This is a genomic window from Micropruina sp. (genome assembly GCF_047606665.1).
Lineage (GTDB): Bacteria > Actinomycetota > Actinomycetes > Propionibacteriales > Propionibacteriaceae > Micropruina.
This window is the reverse complement of the sequence record NZ_JASGEF010000036.1, coordinates 31,205-53,729: the sequence shown is the minus strand read 5'-3', so window position 1 is coordinate 53,729 and position 22,525 is coordinate 31,205. Positions and strand designations below refer to the sequence as shown.

Sequence of the window (22,525 nt, the reverse complement as noted above, 5' to 3'; positions counted from 1 at the left end):
GGGCTCGACAAGATCGACCAACGGACGGATTACCTGGGCGGTGGCAGGGGAGCGCGATAGACCCAGGTGTCGATCAGGGACGCCACGTCGGTTTCGGTGTAGCGCTGGACGTGTGCTACGAATGCCGCGGTGGTCACTGTCGACCAGCGGTTAGAGGCCGTCCAATCCTGCAGCATGGGGAAGAATCGGTCACCCAATTCACACCGCAGCGCATGCAGGGTGAGCGCGCCGCGCTTGTATACCCGGTCGTCGAACATCAGTTCGCGTCCTGGCGCGCCCAGCACCAGATCGTGCGGCAACGCGGCCAGCCTCCGGTGATATTCGGAGGCCCACTCGGCCGCGCTGCGGCGTCCGGACGCCTCCGACCACAGCCATTCGCTGTAGCAGGCGAACCCTTCGTGCAGCCAGATGTCCTTCCAAGCCGTCACGGTCAAGCTGTTGCCGAACCATTGGTGGGCCAATTCGTGGGCCACCAGCCGCTCGTTCTCCCAGCCGTCCGCGACATGATTGGCGCCGAAGGTGGACAGCGTCTGCGCCTCCAGCGGAATCTCCAGCTCGTCTTCGGTGATCACCGCCGTATAGCGTCCGAACGGATAGGGACCGAACAAGTCCGCGAACGCGTCCAGCATGTCGGCCTGCCGGGCGAACGCCGTTCCGGCGCCCACCCCGACACCGCGCGGATGCACCAGTTCGACATTCTCGCCGAGGGCGGTCGAAACGTAGCGTCCGATGTGCAGTACGGCCAGATAGGGCGCCATCGGCTCGTCCTGCCGGTAGTGCCAGGTCGTCCGCCCCGATCGCTTGTCGCGCGCCTCGAGCCGGCCGTTGGCGATCACCCGATAACCGTCCGGAACGGTCACCGCGAACCGGTAGCGGGCCTTGTCGTCCGGCCGGTCGTTGCAAGGAAACCAGGACGGCGCGCCGCACGGCTGGGCGGCCACCAGCACCCCGTCGGTGAGTTCCTCCCAGCCCACCGGACCGAACACGCTGGGGATCGGACGCGGCTTGCCGGCGTAGTCCACCTCGACCTTCAGCCGTCCGCCCCGCTTGGCCTTCGAGGCCACGGTGATCCGCAGCTTGCGCTCCCGATGCGCGTAGCGCGCCTGGCGTCCGTCGACCCGCACACGGGAGACGTTCAGCCCGTACAGGTCGAGGGCGACCTGATCGAGCTCGTCGAGGGCCTCGATCTCCAGCACGGCGCGGCCGGCCAGATGGTTGGTGGCGACCTTGTAGTCCAGGTCGAGCCGGTAGGAGCGGACGGCGTAGCGCCGGTTCCCGTGACCGGGGACGTACGGGTCGGCTGCGGGCATCATGCCTCCGTGGACGGCTGGGAATCTTCCGTGGACGGGTGGGACGCCGGCCATGGAGCGATCGGGTTTCCGATCCATCGGGTCTTGTCAGGGACGGATTCACCGCGCATGACCAGCGAGACCGGCCCGATCGTAGCGTGTCGTCCGATGGTCGCCGCAGGCAGGATCACACTGTTCGGTCCGAGCGTCGCCCCGGCCCGCAGCGTGACGGTGTCCATGCTCAGCACCCGGTCGTGGAACAGGTGGGTCTGCACCACGCAGCCGGCGTTCACGGTGACCCCGGCGCGCAGGTCGATCAGGTCGGCCTCGGGCAGCCAATACGTCTCGCACCACACCCCCTGGCCGACCTTGGCGCCCATCGACCGGAACCACGCGTTGAGCGCCGGCGTCCCCATCGTCGGGTGTGCGAACCAGGGTGCGGCCAGCATCTCGACGAACATGTCGGCCAGTTCGTTGCGCCACACCAGCGAACTCCACAGCGGATGATCGGACGGCTGCAGCTTGCCCAGCAGCACCCATTTCGCGATCGTGGCCGACGCCGCGGCCAACACGCCGCCGATGCCCAACACCACCCCGGACAGGATCGCGGCCAGCCACCAGCCGGCGTAGGCCAGCCCGATCAGCGCCGTCACACACAGCACCGTCAAGGCGACCAGAGTCAGCGGCGCGATCAACCGGCAGACGTCCACCAGCGCGCGTGCAACCTTCAGCCGGACGCCCGGCGCGTAGGTGCGCGACTGGTCGGCGTGAGCGGCGGTGCGGCGCAGCTTGGTGGGCGGCGAACCGATCCAGGACGTCCCGCGCTTGGCCCGTGCCCGTGCCGGTGCCGCCGACAGCACCGCGACCAGGCCGCCCTTGGGCACCTTGCGACCCGGTGCGGCCATCCCCGAGTTGCCGACGAAGGCGTGTTTGCCGACCCGGACCTCTTCGATCCGCAGCCAACCGCCGCCCAACTCGTAGCCCCCGATCAGGGTGTCGTCGGCCAGGAACGCGCCGTCGTCCACGGTGACCAGCTTGGGGATCATCAGCACCGTGGACGCCTCTACCTCTTTGCCGATGGTGGCGCCCAACGCCCGTAGCCAGGCCGGGGTGAGGAAGCTGGAGTAGATCGGGAACAGCCAGGTGCGTGCCTCGTCGAGCACCCGGATGATCGACCAGGCCTGCCAGGAGAGGCGAGACTGGACGGGGTAATGGCCCGGCACCAGGCCACGGCTGAGCAGCCGCACCAGCGCCCAGATCAGCACCGTCAGGCTCAGATAGCCGACCAGCACCGCGGGCAACAGCCAGGGCAGCACCGCGAGCAGCGCGGTCCCGGCCGAACTGGACGCCGCCAACAGCGGCCACAGCACGGCCAGCCCGACCAGGGTCGCCAGCAGCGGCAAGGCGGCGATCAGCACACCCATCGCCGCATAGGCCGCCAACCACACCGGCTTGTTGGCGGGCTGCTCCGGCCACGGCCCGCGGGCCCGATCGCGCACCTTGACCGCCGGCGAACCCGACCAGTACTCGCCGGTGCCGACTCGTCCGAACACCGACGAGCCGGGTGCCACCTCGGCACCGGCGCCGACGTCCGTGCCGGCGCACAGGGTGCTGCGGGCACCGATCCGGGCGCCTTTGCGGACCCGGATCTCGCCGATGATCAGCCGGTCTCCGTCCAGCCAATGCCCGCTCAGGTCGACCTCGGGCTCGATCGAGCAAGCCTCGCCCAGCCGCAGCAGGCCGGTCACCGGCGGGGTACTGTGCAAGTCGACGTGGGGCGCGATCCGGGCGCCGAGCAGCCGGGCGTACCAGCGCAGCAGCACGGCGCCGGCGATCGATTCGGCACCCATCTCGTCGGCGAAGCGTTGTGCCAGCCAGAGCCGCAGATGCACCTTGCCACCACGCGGATACTCACCCGGACCGATGCCGGCCAGGATCAGCCGCACCCCGGCGGCTGTCACCAGCATCCGGGTCGGCGTGACGACGAACAGGATCGCCCCGGTCGCGATCCACCACCAGGACAGCGTGGGCAGCCAGTTCAGGCCCGCGGCGTGGGCCAGGTTGGCGCCGGCCGCGGCCCAGATCGTCCAGCGCAACCCGGGAATGGTGCGCAGCGGCAGCAGCGCCCACAGCTGTCCACGCTGGGTCTTGACCGGCACCGGACGGACGTTGGAGTTGAGTTGGGACGCCGGGGTGGCCATCTCGTCCAGATGGGCGGCGAGATCCGCCAGCCGCGGATGGTCGTAGATGTCGGCGACGGTCACCTCGGGATGGCTGCGGCGCAGCAGCGACACCATCTGCGCCGCGGTCAGCGAGCCGCCGCCGAGGTCGAAGAAGTCGGCGTCCAGCGCACCGACCCGGGTGCCGAGCACCGACTCCCAGTGATCGCGCACCATCGCCTCGGTGCCGGCCAGTTGCAGTTCGGACGCCCCGCCTCCGGCGTCCGGCAGCGGCCAGGGCAGTGCGTCCCGGTCGATCTTGCCGGAGGTGCGGGTGGGCAGCGCGTCCACCACCGCCAGCCGCGGCACCAGCGGGGCGGGCAGCCGTTCCCGCAGCGCGACCAGCGCGGCGTGGGCGTCGAAACCGTCCTCGACGGCCAGGTAGCCGACCAGCAGCTGGCTGCCCGAACCGGTGCGCCGGACGGCGGCTGCGGCCCCGCTGACCCCGTCCAGGTCGAGCAGCGCATTGTCGATCTCGCCGAGCTCGATGCGACGTCCGCCGACCTTCACCTGGTCGTCGGCGCGGCCGACGAACAGCAGCCCGGCTTCGTCGTTCACCACCAGATCGCCGGAACGGTAGGCGCGCTCCCAGCCCAGGGACGGCAGCGGGGCGTACTTCTCGGCGTCCTTGACCGGGTCGAGGTAGCGGGCCAGTCCGACGCCGCCGATGATCAACTCACCGGTCTCGCCCGGCCCCACCGGATTGCCGGCCGGGTCGACGACGGCGAGATCCCAGCCGTCCAGTGGCAGCCCGATCCGGATCGGCGGCTCACCGGTCAGCTTGGCGCCGCAGGCCACCACGGTGGCCTCGGTCGGGCCGTAGGTGTTCCATACCTCGCGGTCGGGGGTGACCAGCCGGGCGCCCAGATCGGGCGGACAGGCCTCGCCGCCCAGGATCAGCAGCCGTACCCGGCGCAGCGCCTCGGCCGGCCACAGCGACACCAGGGTGGGGACAGTGGAGACCACGGTGATCCGGTTGGCCTGGAGCCAGGGACCGAGATCCATCCCGGAGCGGACCAGCGAACGCGGCGCCGGCACCAGGCAGCCGCCGTAGCGCCAGGCCAGCCACATCTCTTCGCAGGAGGCGTCGAAGGCCACCGACAGTCCGGCCATCACCCGGTCGCCGACCCCCAGCGATGCGTCGGTGAGGAAGACCCGGGCTTCGGCGTCCACGAAGGCGGCGGCGTTGCGATGGGTGACCGCCACGCCTTTCGGTTTGCCGGTCGAGCCGGAGGTGAAGATCACCCAGGCGTCCTCGTCCGGGCTCGGATCGATCCGCCCGACCGCCGGACGGGCCGGGCCGCGGGTCTCGATCTCCAGCTTGTTGCCGATCACGGCGCGGACGTCGGCCTCGGCGAAGACGGTGCGGGCGCGTTCGTCCGGGTCGTCGGCGTCCACCGGGACGTAGGCGGCTCCGGCCAGCAGAATGCCCATGATCGCCACGTACAGGTCAGTGGTGCCGGACGCGATCCGCACCCCGACCTTGTCGCCGGGACCGACGCCGAGATCGGCCAGCTCGTCCGCCAACTCATCGGCGGCGTCGGCGAACTCGGCGTAGGTCAGCACCGTGGCACCGTTGTCGAGCGCGTCGGCGTCCGGACACTCGTCGGCGGTCTCGCGAAAGATGTCGACCAGGGTGCGGGGCGGCGGCGCCAGGGTGCGGCGCAACAGGCTCAACGACGGCTCCTCGGATCGGCGGCCCGGCGGCAAGGCGGGACGCGGGGTTGAGTCAGCCATTATCGCCCCCCGTAAGCGAACGGACGGCGAACTAACGCGCGCGGCCGGTCAGGTGGCTGAGCGACATCGCTGCGCGGGCGTCGAGACCCTGTTGTCGGGGGACGGTTCTCGAACGTTCGAATTCCGCATTTCTGGGGACGGTTCTTACACGTGCGAATCTCGCACGCCAGAGAACCGTCCCCGGGCATGCGGAATTCGCATGTGTGAGAACCGTCCCCGGCGTGCGAGGGGCACCCGGACTGGTGGGTTGGCAGTGGATCTCGAGACGGTCGACGGACGGGTGGTCCACTACCGCGAACCGTGGGGTCGGAGTAGCCTTGCCGCTCGGTATCACTCCGAGGGAAGGGAGGCGCGTCATGTCCGTCACTGTCGTGGACGCGTTCGCGTCCCGTCCGTTCGAGGCCCGCACTCACTGACCTTCTGCGGCTGTCGGCCGCTTGCGTGGCTTCCTCCACGAGGAGAAACCCGTTGTCAACAGACAATCCCGCAGCCTTCGACTGGGCTGCTCTGAACTACACCGAAATGTCCGAAGATCTCGGCGACGGCCAACGCTGGTCGACCTGGCGCAGCGTCGACCGGTTGTCGCGCGGCCCCAAGCCGCGTCCGAGCTGGCTGGTCACCTCCCAAGCCGCCCTGGACACCGAACTCGGCATCCTGAAGACCGGCAAGGAGGCCGACGTGTTCCTGCTGGAGCGCGCGGTGCCGGACGGTGACGCTTGCCTGCTCGCCGCGAAACGCTATCGATCGTCCGAGAACCGGCTGTTCCATCGCGCCGCCAGCTACACCGAGGGACGTCGCGGCCGGGACAGCCGGGAGAACCGCGCCGTCCGGCTGAAGTCCCGGTTCGGCCGCGAGACCGAGGCTACCCGCTGGGCACAGGCCGAGTTCGCCACCTTGAAACAGCTCTGGACCGTCGGCGTCCGGGTGCCCTACCCGGTACAGGTGGACGGCCGCGAGGTCCTGATGGAGTTCATCGCGGACGGCCCCGCCGCCGCACCCCGGCGCGCCCAGTGCGCCCCGACACCGGACCAGCTGCGCTGGCTGTGGCCGCAAGTGGTGGAGGCGCTGATCCGGATCGGCCGGCTGCAGCTGGTGCACGGCGACCTCAGCCCGTTCAATGTGCTGGTCCGCGGCCTGGGCGGCCCTGAGCCCGAGCTGGTGATCATCGACGTGCCGCAGGTGCTCGATCTGGTCAGCAACCCCAACGGGATCGACTTTCTGCACCGCGACTGCCGGAACATGGCCGACTGGTTCGTCCGCAAGGGTCTCGCGGTGGATGCCGACACCCTTCTGGCAGAAGTCCTCGGCGCCGCCTGGTGAACAACGGGGACGGTTCCTTTCCGGTTCAAGGAACCGTCCTCTGAACTGAAACGGACCCGTCCCCGCGGTTCACCAGGACGACGTGGTGATCCCTGGCAGGTAGCCGCCATGGGCCAGCTCGCGGAACCGGACGCGGCTGACGCCGGCCTTGCGCAGGTAGCCGCGCGGCCGTCCGTCCACCTTGTCGCGGTTGCGGACGCGGGTCGGGCTGGCGTCCCGCGGGAGTTTGGACAGGGCCGCGTAGGCGGCCAGCCGGTCGGCGTCCGTGGCGGCCGTCCGGGCCTGCTCGCGGAGGGCGGCGCGCTTGGCCGCGTACCGCGCCACGGTGGCGCGGCGGCGTTCGTTGGCGGCGATCTTCGCTTTGCTTGCCATCAGCGGGACTCCTTGAACTCGACGTGCCGGCGGACGATGGGGTCGTACTTGCGCAGCGTCATCCGCTCCGGGTCGTTGCGGCGGTTCTTGCGGGTGACGTAGGTGTAGCCGGTGCCGGCGGTGGAGCGCAGTTTGACGATCGGCCGGACCTCTTTGCCCTTCTTGGCCGCCATCAGAGCCGCACCCCGTTCCGGAGCAGTTCGGCGACGACGACGTCGATGCCGCGGCGGTCGATCGTCTTGATCCCGCGGGCGCTCACGGTCAGCGTCACGGACCGGCCGAGGCCGGGCACCCAGTACCGCTTGCGTTGCACGTTGACGTCGAAACGCCGCCGGGTGCGCCGGTGCGAATGCGAGACGTTGTTGCCGAAGCCGGGACGGGTCCCGGTCACCTGGCAGGTTCGTGACATCCAGATCTCCTGTGGCATAATGAGAACGACAATCATTAACGTACCAGGAGAGCGATGAAGAAGCACATCCATCCCGCGTACCAGCAGGTCGTCTTCCGCGACCGAGGTGCCGGCTACCTGTTCCGCACCGGATCGACGCTGACCTCGACCGAAGTGATCGACTTCGAGGGCGGCCAGTACCCGGTGATCGACGTGGACATCTCCGTTGCCAGCCACCCGTTCTGGAACGGACGTGACCGGATCGTCGACACCGAGGGCCGGGTCGAACGGTTCCGGCGGCGCTACCCGGCGGCAGGGGGACGGCGATGAAGGTGCGCAACTCGCTGCGGGCGCTGAAGCGGATCCCCGGTGCCCAGGTGGTCCGTCGCCGCGGTCGGACCTTCGTGATCAACAAGCTCAACCCGCGCATGAAGGCGAGGCAAGGGTGAACGCCGCGCGGGTACCGGCGATCCTGGTCAGTGGGATCGCCGAGGAGCCGATGGCCGCCGCCACCATCGCCCTGCAGTGGGATCTGCCGTCGGCGGTGGTGGTCCGGCACGAGGTCGACCCCGAGCGCGAGGTGCTCACCCGCACCGTCTCCGACATCACCGGGACGCTGGAGGAGGTGGAGATCGACGTCGACCACGCCTGCGTCAGCTGCGCGATCCGCAACGACGTGGTGCCGACCCTGGAACGGCTGGCGGCCGCCGGACGCTGGGGCGCGATCGTCGCTCATCTGCCGATCACCGCCGACCCGGTGCAGGTCTGCCGCGCGGTGGCCATGGTCGGCGAGGGGGCGCCGCACCTGCGGATCGCGGCGACCGTGGTCGCGCTGGACGGCGATAGCCTGGTGGACGATCTGCTCGGCCAGGACCGGCTGCTCGACCGTGGCCTGCCGGTGCGCGAGGACGACGACGCCGGGGTGGCCGAAACCGCCTCGGCGATGGTCGAATACGCCGATGTGGTGGTCGCGGTCGGTGGCCTGGACGCCGCCGGACGCGAACTGCTCGACGCGCTGACCCGCCCGGGCGTCCGGCTGGCGCAGAGCGTAGGCGAACTCGACGCCGCGACGCTGCTGGCCGGCGTCCATCTGTTCGAGTACAGCGAGAAGTGGGTGGCGGTGGTGCGCCGCGAGCCGCTGCCCGTGCCGACCGCGGGCGACGCATGGGTGCTCGACTTCCGGTCCGAGCGCCCCTTTCACCCCGACCGGCTGCAACGGACGATCGAGGTGCTCGGCGGCGGACCGCGCCGGTCCCGCGGGTGTTTCTGGCTGCCCAGCCGGCCGTCCCAGGTCTGCCAGTGGGACGGCGCCGGCGGCATGCTCAGCATCGGCCCTTGTGATCACTGGGACGAGCATGGTCCGCTGACCCGGATCGTGGTGGTCGGCCTGGACGACGGCCGCGACGAACTGGCCGAGGCCTTCCGGTCCTGCCTGCTCACCGACCGCGAACTTGCCGAACGCGGCCCCTATTGGGAGGTCCTCGACGACGGCTTCGAGCCCTGGCTCGGCCCGGTGCGGCAATGGGTGATCAGGGAGGCGTCCTGATGGCTGTCCCCAAGCGCCGCATGTCGCGCAGCAACACCCGTCACCGCCGCTCCGTCTGGAAGGCCACCCCGCCCGATTTGGTGCCGATCACGATCCGCGGCGTGGTTCACCGGGTTCCGCGACGCCTGGTGCGGGCCTACCAACGCGGCCTGATCGACCCGCCTGAGTCCTGAGAGGTTCGGACGGTCGCTGGTGATCGCCGAGTGATCCGAGGGTCAGTCTGAAATCGACCCCAGAGTGACCACGACACGCCGAAGAACGACTCCACAACATGGGCGTGTCGCATCGACTCTGGGGTCGATTTCAGACTGACGGGCGATGCCCGCCCGGTGGCCGCAGCTCATCCCGCCGGCTATGTGGTCGCTCGGAGCGGCATCGATCGGCGCCTCTCTAGACTGAGCGCCGTGACCGACTTCGACCTGGACCTGCCGCTGATTCACGCCGGGAAGGTCCGGCGGCTCTACGCCTTGCGGGACGGCGCGATCCTGATGGTGGCGACCGACAACATCTCGGCCTTCGACCAGGTGCTGTCGACGCCGATCCCCGACAAGGGCGCCATTCTCAACCAGCTGTCGCTGTGGTGGTTCGAGCAGTTGGCCGACGTGGTCGGCAACCACGTGCTGAGCACCGACGTTCCGCCGAGCGTGCGCGGCAGGGCGGTGATCGCCGAGCGGCTGGACATGGTGCCGGTCGAATGCGTGGCCCGCGGCTACTTGACCGGCTCCGGCTGGGCCGAGTACCAAGCCGCCGGCACGGTATGCGGCATCGAGCTGCCGGCCGGCCTGGTGGACGGCTCCCGGCTGCCGCAGCCGATCTTCACCCCGGCGATCAAGGCGCCGCTGGGCGAGCACGACGAGAACGTCGACTTCGCCACCATCGTCGACCTGCACGGCGCGGAACTCGCCGACCAACTGCGCGAGCTGACCTTGGCCATCTACGCCCGCGCCGAGGGGATCGCCCGCGGCCGCGGCATCGTTCTGGCCGACACCAAATTCGAGTTCGGACGACGCGCCGACGGCTCGATCGTGCTCGCCGACGAGGTGCTCACCCCAGACTCCTCCCGCTTCTGGGACGCCGCGCTCTGGCAGCCCGGAGTCGCCCTGCCGTCGTTCGACAAACAGTTCGTGCGCGATTGGCTGACCAAGGAATCGGGCTGGGACAAGGCGTCGGACGCTTCGGCGCCCCCGCTGCCGGCCGACGTCATCGCCGCCACCCGGGCCAAGTATGTCGAGGCGTACGAAAAGCTCACCGGTCGACGCTTCGCCGCCTGACCTGGACGATCCTTCATTCAGCTATTTCTCAGAAATTGGTCCGCTGTGCGTATGATCCCGCCATGAGCTGAGAGTCAGCCTGAGAGACATTCAGTAAAGGCCTAACCTCGTGATGCACATCCCCACTCTTCGTCGCTGGTCTGTGGCCCTCCCGGTGGCCCTATCGCTGTCCCTGTTCGGTGCCTTGCCGATCGCCGGCGCCGCCACCGTCCGACCCGCGGCCTCACCGTCCGTCACCCCCAACCTCGCTGCCAAGGCAACGGCGTCCTCGGCCGCGGAGTCGTTGCGGGTGGCCAGTTTCAACGTCCGCTGCGCGAACTGCTCGCGCGTCAGCCGCATCAACGGCCGAGAGAAGAGATGGGAGAAGCGCCGCGCCAAGGTGGTCTCCCAGATCAGGGCCGAGAAGGTGGACGTGATCGCCCTGCAGGAAGCGTCCCCCGGCCGGCTGGTGGGCAAGAAGATCTCCCAGTTCGAGGACCTCACCAAGCGGTTGGGCAGCTCGTACAGGCTCACCAACAGCAATCGCTACGGCTGCGCCAAGAGCACCACCTACAAGCGCTGCACGAAGGTAAACAACGGCGCCTCGGCCGACGTCCGGATCGTCTACAAGACCAGGCGGCTCGCCCTGATCGACCAGGGTTCGAAGCAACTCGACGAGGAGAAGGCCACCTCGGGTCCCCGGTTCCTGGCCTGGGCGATCTTCCGGGACAAGACCGACGGCCGAAAGTTCTTCTTCGCCAACACCCACGTCGAGCCGGGCCAGAGCAGCGCCACCCGCGCCGTCCGCGCGAAGCAGGCCGCGATGATCGTCGCGGAGATCAAGGCGAAGAACCGTGGCCACCTTCCTGTGGTGATGACAGGCGACTTCGCGGCCACGAAGCTCAGCTCGGCGAACCAGGTCTACGACGCGCTGATGAACTCGGGACTCGTGATCGACCCGCTGGGCAACAGCCACCTGATGAAGTCGGCCAGCCACGCCATCGTGGACAAGCTGATCAACACCAAGTACGACACCCTGAACAACTTCGAAGCCCGGCCGACCTCGCGCGAGGGGAGTGACCTCGGTGCCTACATCGACTACATCCTGACCTCGACGGCGATCCGGGTTCTCGAGTACAAGGTGGTGCTGAGCCTGAAGTCGAACGGGGAATTCGCCGGCGTAATCCCGTCCGACCACAACATGGTTCGGGCGACCATCCGACTGCACTGATGCCGACGAACACCGCAGCCGTCGTGACATGTCCGCGTCGAGGACCGCGCCGTTGGCCCGTGGAAGGGGTTCGGACGTCGTCGCGCGCACCGATAGGGTGTGCCGCATGGCGCGCGTGATCGTGGATGTGATGCCCAAGCCCGAGATCCTGGACCCCCAGGGCAAGGCCGTTACCGGAGCCCTGAAGCGGCTCGGGTTCGAGGGGCTGACCGTCCGGCAGGGCAAGCGGTTCGAGGTGGACGTCGAGGGCGAGCTCACCGGCGAACGCCTCGACCAGGTGCGCGAGGCGGCCGAGAAGCTGCTTGCCAACACCGTGATCGAGGCCTTCGACGTCCGGGTCGAGCAGTGAGCCGGATCGGCGTCGTCACCTTTCCCGGATCGCTCGACGACCACGATGCGCAGCGCGCGGTGAAGCTGGCCGGCCACGAGTCGGTGGCGTTATGGCACGCGCACGAGTCGCTGCAAGGGGTGCAAGCAGTGATCCTGCCCGGCGGGTTCTCCTACGGCGACTACCTGCGCTGCGGTGCCATCGCCCGGTTCAGCCCGATCATGACCGAGGTGATAGCGGCGGCGAACCGCGGCCTGCCGGTGCTCGGCATCTGCAACGGCTTCCAGGTGCTCTGCGAGTCGCATCTGCTGCCCGGCGCGCTGATCCGCAACGACGTCCGCACCTTCGTCTGCCGCGACCAGAAGCTGCGTGTCGAGTCGGTGGACACAGTCTGGAGCTGCGCCTTCGCCAAAGGCCAGGAGATCACCATCGTGCTCAAGAACGGCGAGGGCGGATTCGTCGCCGATCCCGACACGATCGCTCGGCTCGAGGGCGAGAACCAGGTCGTCTTCCGCTACCTGAGAGGCAATCCGAACGGCTCGATGAACGACATCGCCGGCATCACCAACGCCCGCGGCAACATCGTCGGCCTGATGCCGCACCCCGAGCACAACATGGAAGAGCTCACCTCGCCCAGCCTCGACGGCCGGACGTTCTTCGCTTCCCTGGAGCGCTTCCTCGCCGCAGCGGTCGGCTGAGTCGGCGACAACCCCCACGCGCCTGTCTCTCCGCTGGTCGAGCCTGTCGAGACCCCGAACGACGCGATGCGAACCAGAGGGCTTCGACACGCTCAACCAGCGGTAGGTGTGTGCTATTCAGCGCTTTCCCGAGGGCCGGAACCTCCGTCCGAGCGACCCACCGGTGCGGGGACGCATACCTGCCCGGCTCGCTGCCGCGAGTCGGGCGTTCTCGTTGGCGTGGAACGCGGCGTTCCGGGACGCCTCGGCCGCCTGCTGGGCGGCGCGCTGAGCGTGGGCGGCGGCCTGCTGGGCCGCCTGTTGAGCGGCCCAACTCGCTTGTTGTGCCGCTTGTTGTGCCGCCTGTTGGGCGGCCTGGTTGGCCATGAATCCTGGACTGGTCATCGTGGACTCCTTCGTGAATGCAGTGGGTCTTCTGCTACCTCTCGGAGTCACCGGACGGCGCCGTGATTCGGCGAATCTGGATTGAGGGCGCGTGGGGATGGGCTTGTCGAAGCTCATGGAGAGCGGGAGGTCTCGACCGGCGAGAGATCAACGGTGTCGATCGGCCCGGAACACCCGGGCCGACAGCGGACTGTCGCCGAGCGATACCAGTCGCTGAGCGCCGTGCAGACCGTCGCTCAGCGGTGTGCTCAACTCGAACGCCGGCCAGTTCATGGTCAGGAAGTCGACGAACCGAGCCCGGACCCGATCTGATTCGAAGGTCGTGCCCAGTGCGCACACCGTCGGCGGCTCGTGGCGTCCCAGGTCGACCCGGTATGCCGCGGCCACGACCGACTCGGACAGGTGGGCGGCGGCCTTGTCCAGAATGTTCCGGGCCACCGGGTCGGTGACCGCGGCCTCGTCCACCCGGCTGGCATAGGACGCCACCCGCGCCACCCGGTCGGGGTCGGCCTCCAACTCCATGTAGGCGAGCTCGAGGTCGTCGAAGTCGTCCAGCAGCATGTCGGTCAGCACGGTCGACTCGCGGCGTCCGTCGTAGCCGCGCATCGCAGCCTCGAGGGCGTTGCGGCCGATCCAGAAGGCCGAGCCGGAGCCGCCCATCAGCCAGCCCCAGCCGTCCACCCGGGCGATCTCGCCGGGGCCGACCGCGAGCGTGACGACGCTCGTCCCGCAGTCGACCATCACGCCCTCGGCGTCGCCCAGCGCCCCGAGATAGCGGGTGGTGGCGTGATCGGCCAGCACGACCTGTTCGATCGAGGTGTCCCGCAGCCCGGCGAGCGCGGCGTCGGCGTCCGGACGGTGCAGGCCGGCGGCGCCACAGGCGAACGCCTGTGGCCGCAGCCCGGTCTCGTCCAGAATCGCGCCGACCAGGTCGATCAGCTGGGGTTCGATCGGACGCCCGGCGTCCAGTCCCGGCCCGGAACCTCCGGTGAAGCCGGGCTTCGCACCCGAGATGCTCCACGCGGTGCCGTCCTTGGTGCAGTCGATCGCCAGCACGCTGTTCACCGACTCGGACATGACGCTCACCCGCCTTTCCTGGTCTCGAATTCTAGGCCTGCGACGCCAGCCCACGCCGGATACGTGCCCATTTCCGGGCTCGGGACGCGCATCGCCGGACGGCTTCGAGGCGGTAGCTTGTGGGCGTGGTCGACACCGTTGCGCATGCCGCCGAAACCCCCGATCTCGAGCAGCCTTGGGCCGCCCTGGGACTGCGGGAGAACGAGTACCTGAAGATCCGCGAGATCCTCGGACGCCGGCCCTCCTCGTGCGAGTTGGCGATGTACTCGGTGATGTGGTCGGAGCACTGCTCGTATAAATCGTCCAAGGTGCACCTGAAGAAGTTCGGCAAGCTCGGCCGGGACACCCCCCGCGGCAAGCTGCTGGCCGGCATCGGCGAGCAGGCCGGTGTGGTCGACATCGGCGGCGACTGGGCGGTCACCTTCAAGATCGAGTCGCACAACCACCCCTCCTACGTGGAGCCCTACCAGGGTGCGGCCACCGGCGTCGGTGGCATCGTCCGCGACATCCTGGCGATGGGTGCCCGGCCGATCGGCGTGATGGACCCGCTCCGCTTCGGTCCGTTGGACGCCCCTGACACGGCGCGGGTGCTGCCCGGGATCGTCGCCGGCGTCGGCGGCTACGGCAACTGCCTGGGTCTGCCGAATATCGGCGGCGAGGTCGTGTTCGATCCCACCTACTACGGAAATCCCCTGGTCAACGCGCTGTGCGTGGGCGTGCTCAAGCACGACGACCTGCACCTGGCGTTCGCCCGCGGCACCGGCAACAAGGTGATCCTGTATGGGGCGGCGACCGGCGGCGACGGCATCGGCGGGGCGTCCATCCTGGCGTCCGAGACCTTCGACGCGGACGGCCCGGCGAAGCGCCCCAGCGTCCAGGTCGGCGACCCGTTCATGGAGAAGCTGCTGATCGAATGCACCCTGGAGCTGTTCGCCGAGAACCTGATCTCCGGCATTCAGGATCTGGGTGCGGCCGGGTTGTCCTGTGCGACGTCCGAGCTGGCAAGCGCCGGTGACGGCGGCATGCACGTCAACCTGAACACGGTGCCGCTGCGCGACCACACGCTGGCCCCCGAAGAGATCCTGATGAGCGAGTCCCAGGAGCGGATGATGGCGGTCGTCGAGCCGCACAATGTGGACCGCTTCCTGGAGATCTGCGCCAAATGGGACGTCCTGGCCACCGTGATCGGCGAGGTCACCGACGGCGACCGGCTGATCATCGAATGGGACGGCGAGGTCGTTGTCGACGTCGATCCGGCCACCGTCGCGCATGAGGGGCCGGTCTACGAGCGGCCCTACGCCCGTCCGGACTGGATCGACGCGCTCAACGCCGACGCCGCCGAGGCGCTGCCGCGGTCAGGATCGGGGCAGGAACTGGCCGACACCGTGCTGCGGCTGGCCGGTTCGCCGCACCTGTGCGACAAGTCCTGGGTGACCGACCAGTACGACCGCTACGTGCGGGGCAACTCGGTGCTGGCCCAGCCCGAGGACGGCGGCATGCTCCGGATCGACGAGGAGAGCGGGCTCGGCATCGCGCTGGCCACCGACTGCAACGGCCGGTTCGCCTACCTGAACCCATACCTGGGCGCACAGCTGGCGCTCTGTGAGGCCTACCGCAATGTGGCGGTGACCGGCGCCGAGCCGGTCGCCATCACCGACTGCCTGAACTTCGGCTCGCCTGAGGACCCGAGCGTGATGTGGCAGTTCTCCGAGGCGATCCTCGGCCTGGTCGACGGCTGCACCGCGCTCGGCACCCCGGTCACCGGCGGCAACGTGTCGTTCTACAACCAGACCGGCGAGACCAACATCATCCCGACCCCGGTGGTCGGCGTGCTCGGCGTGATCGACGATGTCGCCGACCGGATCGGCATCGGCTTCGGCTACGCCGGCGACGCGGTCTTCCTGATGGGCGAGACCGGCGAGCATCTCTCCGGGACCACCTGGGCCAGTGTGATCCACGACGGCCACCTGGGCGGCATGCCCCCGGTGCCGGATTTCGGTCACGAGCAGCGGCTGGCGAAGGTGCTGGCGATGGCGGCGAAGCTGCGCCTGCTCACCTCGGCCCATGACCTGGCCGACGGCGGACTCTCCCAGGCGCTGGTCGAGTCCTGCCTGCGCCGCGGGCTGGGCGTGGCGATCACGCTGCCGGACGGCGACCCAACCGTACAGTTGTTCGCCGAGACGCCCGGACGCGTGCTGGTCTCGCTGCCCGGTTCGTCGGCGGCCGAGTTCGCCGAACTGTGCGCGCAGCACGACATCGTGCTGCAGCGGCTCGGCGAGGTGACCGAACTGTCCGAGTTCGAGGTGGTCGGTCAGTTCGCCCTGCCGCTGGACGAGATCCGTGCCCGCTGGGCGGCACCGCTGCGCGACGCCATGGCGCACTGACGTTCGCTGGTCGAGCGTGTCGAGGCCGACTCGGGTCCGACCGAGTGGCCGGCCTCGGACGCCCGGTCAACGGGGTGGTTTCCGGGTAGACCCCGCTGTCATGTGGGGGGACCGCGCGCAAGAATGGAGCGGTCCGGGTACGCCCGCCGTGCCTCCCGTCAGAACAGTGAGCAGCCACCATGACCCAGAACCCGTGGGAGCGTCCCGTCGAGAGTGAGTCGACCGGTGCCGTCGAGACTCCGCAGGACCAGTCGCAACCCTGGTCGTCGCCGCAGCCCGATCCGGTCGTGCCGACGGGTGAGTTCGACCAGCCGCGCGCCTCCGATCCGTCGTCGCAGTTGCCGGACATCGTCGACGCCGAGATCCTGGACGACCCCGCCCCAGCCGCCGAGGAAGCCGCCCCGGCTGCCGAAGAATCGGACGGCGAGCAGGTCGTTGAGAGTGAAGCGACCGCCGAGGGCATGCCCGAATCGCCGGCCCGGCGCGCCTTCGATCTGGGTCAGGACGAGCCGCCGGCCCCGGTCGGCACGGACTTCGACACCGCCGCCAGCGATCGGACGCCGCCCACGGTGGCGTCCACCGGCTCGTCGCTGGATCTGCCCGGCGATCTGCCGACCGCGGCTCCCGGCGCGTTCGACCTGGGTGCCACCCCGCCCGGCCTCGGCGGCGCGTTCGATCAGAGCCCGACCGTCCAGCCTTATGGGCAGCAGACTCCCTACGGGCACCCGGGTGGCTACGGCCAGCCGAATCCCTATCGCCAGCCCGGTTCGTATGGGGAGCCCGGCCCGTACGGGCAGCCTGCGCAACCCGGCCAGTCGTCCGGCTACGGCCAGCCGAGCGGCTTCGGAGCGCCGGCGTCCTACGGCGGCTACGGTCAGCCGTCGTCGTACGGAACCGGGAGCGCCCCGTCCGCTCCCTCCGCGCCCTATGGCTACGGTCAGCAGTCGTACGGCCCGCCCGGTGCCGCACCCTCGGCGCCGTCCGGCCCCTACGGGGCGCCCGGACAGGCCGGACCCGCCGGGCAGGGCTACGGCACCTCGGGCAGCGCCCCGTCCGCGTCGTCCGCGGCGCCGTACGGCCAGCCCCAATCGGTGTTCGGCCAGCCCTCCGAGTACGGACAGACCCAGCAGCCCTACGCCGATCCGCAGGGCCAGCCCTATGGCCAGCAGCCGCCCTACGGTCAGCAAGCCCCCTACGCGCAGCCCGGCTATGGCCAACCGGGCCAGCCCGGTTTTGGCCAGCCCGGTTACGGTCAGCAGTCTCCTTATGGTTACGGTCAGCAGCCCGGCTATGGCATGCAGCCCTACAGCAGCCTCAGCCCGGCCGAGGAGAAGACCTGGGCCACCGCGGCGCACTGGTCCGGGCCGGCGGCCGCCCTGGTCTCGGCCGGTGTGCTCGGTTGGCTCGGCCCGCTCATCGTGATGACGTCCAGGGGTTCCAAGAGTCCCCGCGTCCGGGCGGCGGCGATCGAGGCGCTGAACTTCCAGATCACCATCGCGATCGGCTTCGTCATCAGCTACATCTTGACCGGCATCGCGATCGGGGCGTTCCTGTGGCCCTTGGTCGGCCTGGCCAGCCTGATCTTCTCGATCATGGGTGCGGTGGCCGAGAACCAGGGCCGGCCGTACAAGTACCCGTTCTCGATCAAGATCATCAAGTAGCGCTCCCTTCCGCGGGCCGCGATTGGATCTGGCTTCAGTGGCGTCGTGCTCGGTGGCGGTCGGGGTAGAGTGAGCGGGTGCTTCGTCCGGACGGTCGCCTGACCCACGATCTCGACCCGCAGGACAAGGGACCCCAGGACGCCTGCGGCGTCTTCGGTGTGTGGGCCCCGGGCGAAGAGGTCGCCAAACTCAGCTACTTCGGGCTCTTCGCGCTGCAGCATCGCGGCCAGGAGTCGGCCGGTGTTGCGGTCAGCAATGGCGAGCGAATGATGGTGTTCAAGGACATGGGCCTGGTCTCCCAGGTCTTCGATGAACCCACCCTGAACTCGCTGGACGGGCACCTGGCGATCGGCCAGTGCCGCTACTCGACCACCGGAGCCAGCGTCTGGAGCAACGCTCAGCCGACCTTCCGGGCCACCGCGTCCGGCGGACTCGCCCTGGCGCACAACGGCAACCTGACCAACACCGACGAGCTCGAAGAGTGGCTGAAGGATCGGGACGCCAGCCAGCAGGTGCCGCACAAGGACCGGATGGATTCCACCAGCGACACCGCGCTGGTGACGGCGATCATGGCCACCTATTCGCACCTGGGTGTGCACGGTGCGGCGCTGGAGGTGCTGCCCCGGCTGCGCGGCGCGTTCTGCTTCGTGTTCATGGACGAGCACGCGATGTACGCCGCCCGCGACCCGCAGGGCATTCGTCCCCTGGTTCTCGGACGCCTGGCGAACGGCTGGGTAGTCTCCAGCGAGACCGCCGGACTGGATATCGTCGGCGCCACCTTCATCCGCGAGGTCGAGCCGGGTGAGTTGATCACCATCGATGAGGGCGGCCTGCGGTCGACCCGGTTCGCGGACGCCGACCCCAAGGGCTGTCTGTTCGAGTACGTCTACCTGGCGAGGCCCGACACCCAGATCAGCAATCGCCGCGTCCACTCGGTGCGGGTCGAGATCGGCCGCACCCTCGCCCTGGAGGCGCCGGCGGACGCCGACCTGGTGATCCCGACGCCGGAATCCGGCATCCCGGCCGCGATCGGGTACGCGGACGCCTCCGGCATCCCCTACGGCCTCGGCCTGACCCGCAACGCCTACGTGGGTCGCACCTTCATTCAGCCGTCGCAGACCATCCGTCAGCTTGGCATCCGGCTCAAGCTCAACCCGATACGTGACGTCATCGAGGGCAAGCGGCTGGTGGTGGTGGACGACTCGATCGTCCGCGGAAATACCCAGCGCGCCCTGGTGAAGATGCTCCGCGAGGCCGGCGCGGCCGAGGTGCACGTCCGGATCTCGTCCCCGCCGGTGCAGTGGCCGTGCTTCTACGGCATCGACTTCGCCACCCGCGCCGAGCTGATCGCGCCGGGTCTGAGCACCGACGAGATCTGCCGCTCGATCGGTGCCGACTCGCTGGGCTACATCAGTCTGGAGGGGCTGGTGGCGTCCACCGGGCTGGCCAAGAAGACTTTGTGCCGGGCCTGTTTCGACGGGGTGTACCCGGTCGAGGTGCCGGCGGGGCGTGCCGAGAAGATGCGGCTGGAACAGGTGGGATCCGAGCGGGGGAGGACCGCGTGAGCGGAGCAGATCGGACGTCGGCGTACGCGGCGGCAGGGGTCGACATCGAGGCTGGCGACCGCGCCGTGGAGTTGATGAAGGCTCACGTGGTGGCCACCCGGCGTCCCGAGGTGCTGGGCGGCTTGGGCGGCTTCGCCGGCTTCTTCGACGCGTCCGCACTGAAGGGCTACCGGCATCCGGTGCTGGCCACGTCCACCGACGGCGTCGGCACCAAGGTCGCCATCGCGCAGGCCCTGGACGTCCACGACACGGTCGGCTGGGACCTGATCGGGATGTTGGTCGACGACTTGGTGGTGACCGGCGCCGAGCCGCTGTTCGTCACCGATTACATTGCCTGCGGCCGGGTCGTCCCCGAGCGGATCGCGGCCATCGTCAAGGGCATCGCCGAGGCTTGTGCGGCCGCCGGTGCGGCGCTGCTGGGCGGCGAGACCGCCGAACATCCCGGGCTGCTGCACCCCGACGAGTACGACATCGCCGGCGCCACCACCGGCGTCGTCGAACGCGACGAGATCCTCGGCCCCGACCGGGTCCGGGCCGGCGACGTGGTGCTGGGCCTGGCGTCGTCCGGACTGCATTCCAACGGCTTTTCACTGGTCCGTAAGGTGCTGCTGACCGACGCCGGCTGGGCGCTGGAGCGGTACGTCGACGATTTCGGCAAGACGCTGGGCGAGGAACTGCTCACCCCGACCCGGGTGTACGCCAGGGACATCCTGGCCCTGATCGCGGCCTGCGAGGTGCATGCGATCAGCCATGTCACCGGCGGCGGACTGGCCAACAACCTGGTCCGGGTGCTCCCGGACGGCGTCGCAGCCCGGCTCGACCGCGGCTCCTGGACGCCGCCAGCCGTCTTCCAGACGGTGCAGCGGGTCGGCGGAATTTCGCAGCCCGACATCGAGGCGACGTTGAATATGGGCGTCGGCATGGCGGTCGTTCTGCCGGCGTCCTCGGTGGATGCCGCACGGTCGCTGCTGGACGCCCACGGCGTGCCGTCTTGGGTGCTCGGCGAGACCCGTCCGGACGCCGGCGAGCCGGCCTCGGTGACCCTCCTGGGGGACCATCCCGCTCGGTGAGGTCCGCTTTGCTGGGTGGGGGTGATTGGGTACCCTGTGCTCACGACACATTTCTGACGAATAAGCGGCAACGCCGCTGTGACCTGCGAGGGGGCTGACCCATATGGGGCGCGGCCGTGCCAAGGCGAAGCAAACACGAGTTGCTCGCGATCTCAAGTACCGTTCGTACGACACCGACTTCGCGTCACTGGAGCGCGAACTGCGCGGTGGCCACTACAGCGAACCCACCGGGAACGCCGTAGACGATGAGGACGACGACGAAGACGATCCCTACGCAGAGTTGGCTAGCCGCTATGCCGACGACGAGGGCGATGCCCGGCGTTTCGGCTGAGGCATCGTCGCACCGCCGAGCACGGTGTCTGCCGCTGACCGAACCCGGTCAGCGATAGCGACGGGCGGTCTTCACGGCCTGTATCCGGTAGCCGCCGCCGAACAACTCGGCATGGACCAGCAGCGGGTGCAATTGATGCAATCCGATCAGGTCGGGCCAGCCGTCCGGTAGCCATCGGGACGCCTCCGCATAGCTGGCCTGAATGCGGGCCAGGTAAGGCGTCCCGAACAGAGCCAGCATCGCCAGGTCGGTGAGCCGATGGCCGCCGTGGGCGGCCGGGTCGATCAGCACCACGCCGTGCGGTGACCAGAGCACGTTGCCGGACCACAGATCGCCGTGCAGCCGCGCGGGCGGTGCGTCGTCGTCGAAGTCGCCATCGGCCAGCCGTTCGACTACCCGGTCGAGCGCCGGATCGGCCAGGTTGGCTCGGCGGGCATGGAACAGCAGCCGGTCCTCGGCATACCAGGCGCCCCAGGACGCCGGCGCTGCGGTGCGCAGCGACAGCGACGCGTCGCCGATCCAGCCGACGCCTGGACCGGCGTCCGGCCCGACCCCGAAGAAGGACGCCCCGGCGTCGTGGGTGACGGCGAGCCGGCGTCCGAACTCCTCCGCGGCCTGCGGGGACGGCGTGCCGGCGGCGACCCGGTCGATGGTCAGCGAGGTCCGGGTCACCGCGTGGACGCCGGCGATCGCCACCCCGTCCGGCACGGTCAGCCAGCGCAAGCCGGCAGCCTCGGCGGCGAAGAAGTGCTCGGGGGCGTCCGGACGCGTCTTGCGGAAGGTCGGCGGCATGACCGGAAGCCTAGGGAAGGCGGCTTCTTTGGGCGACCACCGATGGAAGGCGACCCTATTGTGGCCGCCCGGAGCGGCATTAGGCTCCTGGACAATGGGCGGCGGAGACCGCCTCGTGATGCAAAGGAGCAGACCGTGTTCGTCCATCTGTCACACATCCTGGATCCCAACGACAACGCCTACCCGGGTGAGCCCGTGGTGGCCACCGAGCCCGACTCGGTGATCAGCGAGACCGGCAAGCCGTTCAACTCGGCGATCATCCATCTGCCCAACCACTTCGGCACCCACATGGACGCCCCGCACCACTTCAATCCCGACGGCATCGACATGATCGATCTGCCCGACGAGATCTGGGGCTACGAGGGTGACGAGGTCCTGGTGCTCGACCTGCCCGAGAAGAACAAGCCGAAGGCGGTGATCGAGGTCTCCGACGTCGAGCCGTACGCCGAGCAACTGCAGGGCAAGCGGCTGGTGCTGTTCCGGACCGGCTTCGAGGTGAACAAATTCAGCGACCCGCACACCTACGAGTACGAGGGTCTGTCGTTCCACCCGGACACCTGCCGATGGCTGATCGAGAACACCGACAAGGTGCAGTGCATCGGCATGGACTGGCTGTCGATCGCCAGCCCCTCCAACGGCTACGGCAAGGACGCCCACCAGTGGCTGCTGGGCAACCATGTCGATCGCTACATCGTCGGCATCGAGGACATGACGCTGGCGCCGTTGGGCGATAAGACGATCGAATTCGTCACTCTCGGCCCGCTGCGGGTTCGTGGCGTCGACGGCGCCCAGGTCAATGTGATGGCGAAACTCGCCGACTGACCCGTAGATGAGGTCGCTCTCATCGTGATCTCCGGGACTCCTCACGACCGCTTGATTGAGT

General features: G+C 69.1%; 22 protein-coding genes and 1 pseudogene. 15 read left to right on the top strand and 8 right to left on the bottom strand.

Annotation, left to right across the window (positions count from 1 at the left end; translation table 11 throughout):
• Nucleotides 1-29: 29 nt before the first annotated feature.
• Nucleotides 30-1,310: a M1 family metallopeptidase gene (locus QM619_RS08240; protein WP_415106642.1), complete on the bottom strand. Its 1,281-nt coding sequence runs from the start codon at nt 1,308-1,310 to the stop codon at nt 30-32.
• A complete protein-coding gene (locus QM619_RS08235) occupies nt 1,310-5,245 on the bottom strand; it encodes a Pls/PosA family non-ribosomal peptide synthetase (RefSeq protein WP_415106639.1) in 3,936 nt (1,311 codons plus the stop codon). Before QM619_RS08235 ends, QM619_RS08240 begins: the two co-directional genes overlap by 1 nt.
• 468 nt (nt 5,246-5,713) lie before the next feature.
• On the opposite strand from QM619_RS08235, the gene QM619_RS08230 reads away from it, so the two are divergent.
• Nucleotides 5,714-6,565 (top strand): serine protein kinase RIO, encoded by an 852-nt coding sequence (locus tag QM619_RS08230; RefSeq protein WP_415106636.1) that lies wholly within the window; start codon nt 5,714-5,716, stop codon nt 6,563-6,565.
• A gap of 69 nt (nt 6,566-6,634) precedes the next feature.
• Here the strand turns inward: QM619_RS08230 and rpsN are convergent, their stop codons facing one another.
• The 3 genes from rpsN to rpmB are packed head-to-tail and all read right to left on the bottom strand — an operon-like array spanning nt 6,635 to nt 7,346.
• A complete protein-coding gene (gene rpsN, locus QM619_RS08225; RefSeq protein ID WP_415106633.1) occupies nt 6,635-6,937 on the bottom strand; it encodes a 30S ribosomal protein S14 in 303 nt (100 codons plus the stop codon).
• A complete protein-coding gene (gene rpmG / locus QM619_RS08220) occupies nt 6,937-7,110 on the bottom strand; it encodes a 50S ribosomal protein L33 (protein ID WP_415106629.1) in 174 nt (57 codons plus the stop codon). Before rpmG ends, rpsN begins: the two co-directional genes overlap by 1 nt.
• Nucleotides 7,110-7,346, bottom strand: coding sequence for a 50S ribosomal protein L28 (rpmB, locus tag QM619_RS08215; RefSeq protein WP_415106626.1), 237 nt, complete (start codon nt 7,344-7,346; stop codon nt 7,110-7,112). The genes rpmG and rpmB overlap by 1 nt, the downstream gene beginning before the upstream one ends.
• Before the next feature lie 54 nt (nt 7,347-7,400).
• On the opposite strand from rpmB, the gene QM619_RS08210 reads away from it, so the two are divergent.
• The 8 genes and pseudogenes from QM619_RS08210 (at nt 7,401) to purQ (ending at nt 12,378) form a co-directional block, all read left to right on the top strand.
• Entirely contained in the window at nt 7,401-7,655 is a 255-nt protein-coding gene (locus QM619_RS08210) for a type B 50S ribosomal protein L31 (protein WP_415106623.1), read from the top strand.
• Entirely contained in the window at nt 7,652-7,774 is a 123-nt protein-coding gene (gene ykgO, locus QM619_RS08205; protein ID WP_415106620.1) for a type B 50S ribosomal protein L36, read from the top strand. The genes QM619_RS08210 and ykgO overlap by 4 nt, the downstream gene beginning before the upstream one ends.
• Nucleotides 7,771-8,871 carry a CobW family GTP-binding protein gene (locus tag QM619_RS08200; RefSeq protein ID WP_415106617.1) on the top strand — a complete coding sequence of 367 codons (1,101 nt, stop codon included), beginning with the start codon at nt 7,771-7,773 and terminating at the stop codon, nt 8,869-8,871. The genes ykgO and QM619_RS08200 overlap by 4 nt, the downstream gene beginning before the upstream one ends.
• Nucleotides 8,871-9,044: a 50S ribosomal protein L32 gene (gene rpmF, locus QM619_RS08195; protein ID WP_415106615.1), complete on the top strand. Its 174-nt coding sequence runs from the start codon at nt 8,871-8,873 to the stop codon at nt 9,042-9,044. The genes QM619_RS08200 and rpmF overlap by 1 nt, the downstream gene beginning before the upstream one ends.
• Nucleotides 9,045-9,275: 231 nt before the next feature.
• Nucleotides 9,276-10,124: pseudogene (locus QM619_RS08190) on the top strand (phosphoribosylaminoimidazolesuccinocarboxamide synthase); the annotation flags it as partial.
• A gap of 172 nt (nt 10,125-10,296) precedes the next feature.
• The gene (locus QM619_RS08185; RefSeq protein WP_415106612.1) at nt 10,297-11,352 is read left to right on the top strand and encodes an endonuclease/exonuclease/phosphatase family protein; all 1,056 of its coding nucleotides are present in this window, start codon (nt 10,297-10,299) and stop codon (nt 11,350-11,352) included.
• A 106-nt stretch (nt 11,353-11,458) separates the two neighbouring features.
• Nucleotides 11,459-11,701, top strand: coding sequence for a phosphoribosylformylglycinamidine synthase subunit PurS (purS, locus tag QM619_RS08180; RefSeq protein ID WP_415106609.1), 243 nt, complete (start codon nt 11,459-11,461; stop codon nt 11,699-11,701).
• Nucleotides 11,698-12,378: a phosphoribosylformylglycinamidine synthase subunit PurQ gene (purQ, locus tag QM619_RS08175; protein WP_415106606.1), complete on the top strand. Its 681-nt coding sequence runs from the start codon at nt 11,698-11,700 to the stop codon at nt 12,376-12,378. Before purS ends, purQ begins: the two co-directional genes overlap by 4 nt.
• A gap of 117 nt (nt 12,379-12,495) precedes the next feature.
• Here purQ and QM619_RS08170 read toward each other — a convergent pair whose 3' ends face one another.
• Nucleotides 12,496-12,762, bottom strand: a complete 267-nt coding sequence (locus QM619_RS08170) for a hypothetical protein (RefSeq protein WP_415106604.1) — start codon at nt 12,760-12,762, stop codon at nt 12,496-12,498.
• Between the two features lie 147 nt (nt 12,763-12,909).
• Nucleotides 12,910-13,839 carry a BadF/BadG/BcrA/BcrD ATPase family protein gene (locus QM619_RS08165; protein ID WP_415106716.1) on the bottom strand — a complete coding sequence of 310 codons (930 nt, stop codon included), beginning with the start codon at nt 13,837-13,839 and terminating at the stop codon, nt 12,910-12,912.
• A gap of 125 nt (nt 13,840-13,964) precedes the next feature.
• Here QM619_RS08165 and purL point away from each other — a divergent pair, with 125 nt between their 5' ends.
• From purL to QM619_RS08140, 5 genes are all read left to right on the top strand, one after another.
• On the top strand, nt 13,965-16,223 hold the full coding sequence (gene purL / locus QM619_RS08160; RefSeq protein ID WP_415106601.1) for a phosphoribosylformylglycinamidine synthase subunit PurL: 2,259 nt from the start codon (nt 13,965-13,967) through the stop codon (nt 16,221-16,223).
• Nucleotides 16,224-16,402: 179 nt separating this feature from the next.
• Nucleotides 16,403-17,884, top strand: coding sequence for a DUF4870 domain-containing protein (locus QM619_RS08155; RefSeq protein WP_415106598.1), 1,482 nt, complete (start codon nt 16,403-16,405; stop codon nt 17,882-17,884).
• Between the two features lie 77 nt (nt 17,885-17,961).
• Nucleotides 17,962-19,449 carry an amidophosphoribosyltransferase gene (gene purF, locus QM619_RS08150; protein ID WP_415106595.1) on the top strand — a complete coding sequence of 496 codons (1,488 nt, stop codon included), beginning with the start codon at nt 17,962-17,964 and terminating at the stop codon, nt 19,447-19,449.
• Nucleotides 19,446-20,519 carry a phosphoribosylformylglycinamidine cyclo-ligase gene (purM, locus tag QM619_RS08145; RefSeq protein ID WP_415106592.1) on the top strand — a complete coding sequence of 358 codons (1,074 nt, stop codon included), beginning with the start codon at nt 19,446-19,448 and terminating at the stop codon, nt 20,517-20,519. The genes purF and purM overlap by 4 nt, the downstream gene beginning before the upstream one ends.
• Before the next feature lie 103 nt (nt 20,520-20,622).
• The gene (locus tag QM619_RS08140) at nt 20,623-20,850 is read left to right on the top strand and encodes a DUF3073 domain-containing protein (protein ID WP_415106589.1); all 228 of its coding nucleotides are present in this window, start codon (nt 20,623-20,625) and stop codon (nt 20,848-20,850) included.
• A gap of 48 nt (nt 20,851-20,898) precedes the next feature.
• Here the strand turns inward: QM619_RS08140 and QM619_RS08135 are convergent, their stop codons facing one another.
• Entirely contained in the window at nt 20,899-21,642 is a 744-nt protein-coding gene (locus QM619_RS08135; protein ID WP_415106587.1) for a fructosamine kinase family protein, read from the bottom strand.
• 135 nt (nt 21,643-21,777) lie between these two features.
• Here QM619_RS08135 and QM619_RS08130 point away from each other — a divergent pair, with 135 nt between their 5' ends.
• The gene (locus tag QM619_RS08130; RefSeq protein ID WP_415106584.1) at nt 21,778-22,464 is read left to right on the top strand and encodes a cyclase family protein; all 687 of its coding nucleotides are present in this window, start codon (nt 21,778-21,780) and stop codon (nt 22,462-22,464) included.
• The last annotated feature ends 61 nt before the right edge of the window (nt 22,465-22,525 follow it).